Source organism: Vibrio sp. (assembly GCF_038138445.1).
Classification (GTDB): domain Bacteria; phylum Pseudomonadota; class Gammaproteobacteria; order Enterobacterales; family Vibrionaceae; genus Vibrio.
The window spans coordinates 1-1,893 of the sequence record NZ_JAYQDQ010000182.1 but is presented as its reverse complement, the minus strand read 5'-3'; the positions used below and the strand labels follow the sequence as shown (position 1 = coordinate 1,893).

Here is a 1,893-nt window from a genome sequence, read left to right as displayed (position 1 = left end):
TCGCGCCAATTTTTAAAACCTTAGCCATCTATTTGCTCTTTAAGCCAATACCCAATACATCACTATGACGGATCATTGGGTTTTGTTTGCTCTTTCGGCTCTGTACGATAGTTGTCACCTGCAACGATATCGTATTGGATCACGGTATCGTCAGTAAATTGAGTAAAATCAATAGTAACCGAGTGGGCGTTGTAGACTTTTGATTTTTCTAGCTTTTCGTTTACATAATAATCACAGGCATATCCGCCTGCCCATCTACTTAAATCAGAGATATACACATCTCTGCAATTTCTAGCTTCAAATTTTGATTTAATATCAAAAACTTCATCACTTTCGTATATAGGGGGGTATATACGCAATTCAGCAAAACCAACGGTATCGTATGCATTTTCTGCATCCACTACTATGTCATAGAGCTTCATATCACAACCACTGGATACAAAGTTTTTGTATGGCATGCGCAGTTCATAATGATTCTCATCGCTGGCAAAGTTATGAGTGATACGCAATACCGCTTTCCCTCCTGAGCGTTTTTTACCATCGGAGGCACTCCAAAAAAACGATTTGCACTCATCGCCGCCTCCGTAAAAAGTGCCGTAGGCTTTGACCTTGGCATCTTTGGGTTTTGTCCCTTGGATTGAGATATAGCTATCTTCAGGAGATGAACCAAACGGCGGCTTGGTGCTCTCATACCACTCAAAGGCTGGGTAAACCACGTAAAAAAGCGCGACCCAGAGCGCTATCACTATCGCCCCTATTTTTAAAACCTTAGCCATCAATTTGTCCTTCTAAATCAATCTGTAATGGTTTCTTATCACCATACAGTAACACACTAGGGGGAAGCACTGTTGGGGAGTTAACCAGTACTCCTAACTCTCGTTGAATACGCTTAAGATTGGCTAGTAATTGGGTTATGGTTTCCTCTTCAAGCTTTAAGCTGCCACGTTTGGCCTCGCCGACATGATAAGGGATGTTTTGACTGTGTTGATACTCTTCTTGTAAGGTTTGAATCGCTTGATTTAAATTATCTATTGTCGCCGTAAGCTCTGTATTGGCACTGTCATAACTTTGAGACAAAGTACCTTGGAGTAGTATTTCCAGTTGCGATTTGAGGTTTGGAATATACTCGGACATCATATGATTTAGCCCTGAATCAAGGATAGTCGCCGCATAGCCGTTTAGATCAATATGCTCTTTGCTAAGGGTATCTGCCAACACAAATGTATCATCTTGTTTATTCTGTGCAAATGTTAGGCTGGTAATATGAGTTTGCTTAGGCGTCAGTAATACCTGTTTGACCTCTTTGGGCTGGTGCTTTTCGCGGCTATAAGTCAGTAGCTGAACGAGGTTGCCATGATGGTGATAATTATCCTCATCATTATCGACAAAGCGTTCCAAAACTAAAGCGCGCACTGACTCTGAAAGTTTTGACGCACTCGCATCAGAAGTGTCATCTGGGTTGGTATTCGTCCACTTAAAAGGCACTTGGGGCACCAAATCATGGTTATTGACATGGCGATAATGGCTAATGTCGTTATATGCTCCGACAAATGAATGTGTGCCCGTTCTTGGCATCCCATAGGTATAAAGACGAAGTGCTGTTGGCGAAAAATACTGTTTCAATAGTGCGCTGACAATAAGTGCGCCCGCACCGCCCAAGCTATGCCCACAAATATAAAGTTTTTTGTGTTTATGAAACTTCGAAATATCTTGCTGGATAAGCGTCCAAAAAGCTAATGCGTATTGAGAAAAGCCTTGGTGTAAGTAGGTTCCTTGCAGCTCAGCAATTGGAACTTGGGAAGCATCTAAGTCTGTCATCACATCCGTATAGCCCTCGGATTGAAAAAACGCCCGAACACCATCTTGGGTTTCAATCGCTTTAAAAGCCACCCC

At 42.3% G+C, this 1,893-nt stretch carries 1 protein-coding gene and 1 pseudogene; both read right to left on the bottom strand.

What is annotated here, in order from left to right; translation table 11 throughout:
- Positions 1-62: 62 nt before the first annotated feature.
- Positions 63-776, bottom strand: coding sequence for a hypothetical protein (locus AAFM34_RS20880; RefSeq protein WP_341666201.1), 714 nt, complete (start codon positions 774-776; stop codon positions 63-65).
- A pseudogene (locus AAFM34_RS20875) lies at positions 769-1,893 on the bottom strand (lipase); the annotation flags it as partial. The gene AAFM34_RS20880 and the pseudogene AAFM34_RS20875, both read right to left, overlap by 8 nt.

Bases quoted from the DNA above. Each gene is read 5' to 3' on its own strand.
- AAFM34_RS20880 (WP_341666201.1), bottom strand. From the start codon at position 776: ATGGCTAAGGTTTTAAAAATAGGGGCGATAGTGATAGCGCTCTGGGTC.